Below are 3,602 nucleotides of genomic sequence, written 5' to 3'. Positions count from 1 at the left end.
TTGCTCACGGCGGTCCCCTGTTCGGATGGAGTCTTGGCGGACGCCCAACACCTACCTCACGGCCGGTGCAGGCGGGGGACCGCCACCTCAACTTCTACAAGACCCGGGACAACCTCTCGCTGCCCCAGCCGAGCCAGGCCCAAGAGATCGGTACCAAGGACCGCAGCGACCGAAGCCTGACGCTCTAGGCACACCTGAACCCGAGGCCGCCCGGCACGATGCGCTAGCCAAATCGGAGCTCGGCGCCACGCCTTCCGTCGCCGACGAGGGCCCCCGAGGCCGACACAGGTATCCGAGGTAACTCAGATCCCCCAGTTACCTCGGATACCTGGCTAGCGTGCGTCGCAAGATCGTGATGCCCTGGCTCGGCTGGGGCGCCTGCCGAAAAGGTGCTGCCCTATGCGAATAACCGCCATCGTCAACTCGAAGGGTGGAACCGGGAAGACGACGACTGCCGTCAACCTGGCTACCTCAGCCGCCCTTGGGGGCCACCGAGTCTTGCTGATCGACTTGGACAAGCAGGGGTCGGCAACGCAGTGGCTCGACCACTCGCCGGACAACGACGATTTGATGACCGCACTCATCGAGGGCGGTTCCCTCGATCCCCTCGTCGTTCCGACGTCGGTCGAAGGTCTTGGGCTGGTACCGGCGTCGATCACTCTTGCTCAAACCGAGCGTCTGACGGCCGAGCCGGGGCATCAGTTCCTGCTACGGGACTGCCTGGCCAAGACCACGCCGAGGGACTGGGTGTTCCTCGATGCTCCCGGCGACCTCGGAGCTCTCACGATCATGGCTCTTGCGACCGCCACCGACGTGCTGGTCCCGGTGCCTGCGGGCGCAATGGAACTCGACGAGGTGCCCAAGGTCCGGGCAACGATCGACAAGGTGCGGGGACGCCTCAACCCGGATCTACAGATGGCGGGCGTGTTACTCACGCAGGTCCGTGTCTACGGGCGTCACACCAGCGTTCTCGCCGGGAGGTTGGCGAGGAGTTGCGTAAGGACTTCCCCAGCGGCGACGTGCTCGATGCCGTCATCCGGGACGACAACCGCTTCCGGGAGGCGCCGGCCTGGCGCAAGCCGATGGCGCAGTTCGACCCCGACGGCAAAGGCGATCAGGACTACCGAGCGGTGCTCGACGAGCTGCTGAGCCGGGAGGTGGCCAATGCCTCAGCGTAAGGCTCTCCCCGGCAAAGACTCTGAGCTGAGACGACCCATGGACCGGGCGCTCGACACCCTGACCGATCCGGACGTAGGTACCTCAGGTAACCGAGAGACCTCAGAGGGTCGCCGAGGTGCCTCAGGCGCCCCCGGCCCCGCAGTTGTCCGAGGTAACTCAGATACCCAAGATGACTCAGACACCGCAGACTCCTCAGTTGTCCGGGGCAACTCAGGTACCTCGGGTACCAAGCAAAAGCCAGCGCTTCGGGAGCACGTCAAGCTCCGAGGTGACCTGGCGGCAGAGGTCCGTGATGCCGTCTGGTTCCTATCGGAGCATGGGCGGCCGAGAGTTCAGCTAGGCGAGCTGTTCGACGAGGCGGTGGAAGCCTGGCTGACCGACGCCAAAAAGCAGCACAACGAAGGGCGAGATTTCCCGCACCGGGGCCGTCTTCGTTAGAGCTGCGAGATACCCCAGGTACCTGAGTATCTCGATCGTTGAGCGCTGCTGCTCAGAGGGGGAGCAGGGTGAAGGCCTCGACGTGGAGCGGTCGTACGACGGTGAAGTGACGCCGGTCCAGCGTGGCGATCCGGTCGACCCCGAGCCGTTCAGCGATGGCGACGACTGATGCGTCGGTGCCGCCCAGGCCAAGGTCGGCGTACTGCTCGGCAAGGTCGGCCATGCGGGCGACGTCGGCCACCGTCAGTTCAGCCAGGCGAAGCTCGCCGGTCCCGAACGCTCGAAGAAACCCCACCTCAGCTCGGGCGCCGAGGCGATCGCCGATGAGATACGAGACCTCTGCAATGACCGTGGGCGGAACGACGAGGACCTCGTCGGAGAGCGACGCAACCAGCTCTACCGCCAGCTCGTGGTCGCTATCACGCTCGTTCGCCACGGCCACCAAGATGTTGGTGTCGACCAGAATCACGCTTCGCCAAAGCCCCGCAGGTACTCGTCGGAGTTCCTAGCTAGGTCTGGCTCTGCCTGCACTGAGCCAGTGAAGCTCAGACGCCGCCTGGGCCGTTCGCTCGTCGGCTCGATGTTGGCCTGGTCCGGTGACTGTTCAGGGGACTGCACGATGTGGAGGTGCTGGCCGGGGCGCACGCCGTGGCGACGCAGCTCTGCAAGCAGTTCAGCGTCATCCTCAGGGACCGTCAGGTCCCACCCATCGGCGGTGCTCATGATCGAAAGAGTATCGGGCGAGCGACCCTCCCGGTTCATCAGCAGGGGAGACGCACCCGGGCGGCGGAGACGTAGTGAAGCGGCGGCGCCAGGGGAGTGGTGCCCGTCGTGTCGCCCCGGCTCGAGGTCGCCACGTCGGGGGGCCGGCATGGTGCACACGGGTTCGCCGCCGCCGAAGCCTTGGCGACGCAGCACCCAGGCCACGCGCTGGTCGTTATCGCTCACGGCGTGCTGCCCCTCAAGCGTCCGAGCTGCTGGTCAACGTCGGAATGACGAGCTAGCCACGGGGGGCCTCGGCGTCGTCGCCGTCGTTGAGCAGGTCGGCCGGGATCGGGAACTCATCGAGCTCGGCGTTCTCGTCGGCGGCGCTCGCGGCGGGGAGCGGCGAGCTCATCGAGCCGACGGTCGGTTGGGTGGTGCCCGTCGGCCGTTTTTGCGAGCAGAGCGTTGATCAGCTCCAGCCGCTCAGACGGGCACATCAGCTCAACAAGTGCATAGTTGAGCACCACCATTGTCCGGTCCGAATGTTGAACCAGCACCACAGCTACGGTGTCGGGCAGCCCGTCACTAGCGTGGAACGTAATGGGCATCGATGTCCCTGACTGTGAGCCCGGGTAGGGCGGACGGCCTGGCAGTTCCTGACCTGGCGAGGGTGTTCGAAGCCAACCAGGTTCCCGGTTCGGGCGCCGAAGCAAGTTTCCAGTGCTGTTCGGATGCCGTCAACAGCAGACTACGTACAGTAACCAGCGATCTCCTGGTGATCTTGCACCAGGAACGTGGCGACGATGCGCTCCACCCGGCGCTGGTCCTCCGGGCTGAGCTGCCGGTAGGACTCGACCAGGATGCGGGTGCCGCCGCTCGCGTCGCTCTCGATCTCGGTCGTGATGGCGCCCTCAGCAAGGTCGAAGACGTACCCCGGGGCCCAGCCGATGGCTGCCTCGATCTTGCTCAGGGTCCGCGACTGGGGCCACCTAATGCCGTCCAGGAAGTTGGCGAGAGTTCCCGGGTCGACGCCCGCCCGCTTGGCGAACGCCAGCCGACCCTCCGGGGCGACCTCTCGCCTGACCGCACGCCTGGCTAACTCCCGGCTCATGACCGTCCCCCCTGCAACTTTGAAGCAGTCTGGACTCGACGGGAGATCACTGTAGCCGAACCCGGGGATGCTTGGAGCTTGGAAGGGAATTACATCAGTGTAATTCGTCGTCGATGGTTCGCGGTGTGATCGTGTAGTTCCACTCTGGGTGGAACGGATCGCCGTCGAG

General features: G+C 65.4%; 5 protein-coding genes and 1 pseudogene. 3 read left to right on the top strand and 3 right to left on the bottom strand.

The window, feature by feature from the left end; genetic code table 11:
• From BLW04_RS27865 to BLW04_RS29020, 3 genes and pseudogenes are all read left to right on the top strand, one after another.
• Nucleotides 1–188, top strand: a 188-nt coding sequence (locus BLW04_RS27865; protein ID WP_217631267.1) for a hypothetical protein, incomplete at its 5' end; no start/stop codon positions are given.
• A 211-nt stretch (nucleotides 189–399) separates the two neighbouring features.
• Nucleotides 400–939, top strand: a pseudogene (locus BLW04_RS29980) (ParA family protein); the annotation flags it as partial.
• Nucleotides 940–992: 53 nt separating this feature from the next.
• Nucleotides 993–1,178 (top strand): ParA family protein, encoded by a 186-nt coding sequence (locus BLW04_RS29020; RefSeq protein WP_254781986.1) that lies wholly within the window; start codon nucleotides 993–995, stop codon nucleotides 1,176–1,178.
• A gap of 491 nt (nucleotides 1,179–1,669) precedes the next feature.
• Here BLW04_RS29020 and BLW04_RS24925 read toward each other — a convergent pair whose 3' ends face one another.
• The 3 genes from BLW04_RS24925 to BLW04_RS24915 all read right to left on the bottom strand — a co-directional run bounded on the left by BLW04_RS24925 (nucleotide 1,670) and on the right by BLW04_RS24915 (nucleotide 3,433).
• Nucleotides 1,670–2,086 (bottom strand): type II toxin-antitoxin system VapC family toxin, encoded by a 417-nt coding sequence (locus BLW04_RS24925; RefSeq protein ID WP_091548278.1) that lies wholly within the window; start codon nucleotides 2,084–2,086, stop codon nucleotides 1,670–1,672.
• On the bottom strand, nucleotides 2,083–2,340 hold the full coding sequence (locus tag BLW04_RS24920; RefSeq protein WP_091548276.1) for a hypothetical protein: 258 nt from the start codon (nucleotides 2,338–2,340) through the stop codon (nucleotides 2,083–2,085). Before BLW04_RS24920 ends, BLW04_RS24925 begins: the two co-directional genes overlap by 4 nt.
• 730 nt (nucleotides 2,341–3,070) lie before the next feature.
• Nucleotides 3,071–3,433: a hypothetical protein gene (locus tag BLW04_RS24915; RefSeq protein ID WP_091548274.1), complete on the bottom strand. Its 363-nt coding sequence runs from the start codon at nucleotides 3,431–3,433 to the stop codon at nucleotides 3,071–3,073.
• Nucleotides 3,434–3,602: the final 169 nt, after the last annotated feature.

This window comes from Modestobacter sp. DSM 44400, assembly GCF_900107175.1.
Taxonomy (GTDB): domain Bacteria; phylum Actinomycetota; class Actinomycetes; order Mycobacteriales; family Geodermatophilaceae; genus Modestobacter.
The sequence above is the reverse complement of the archived record's forward strand: the minus strand, read 5'-3'. Positions and strand labels throughout refer to the sequence as shown.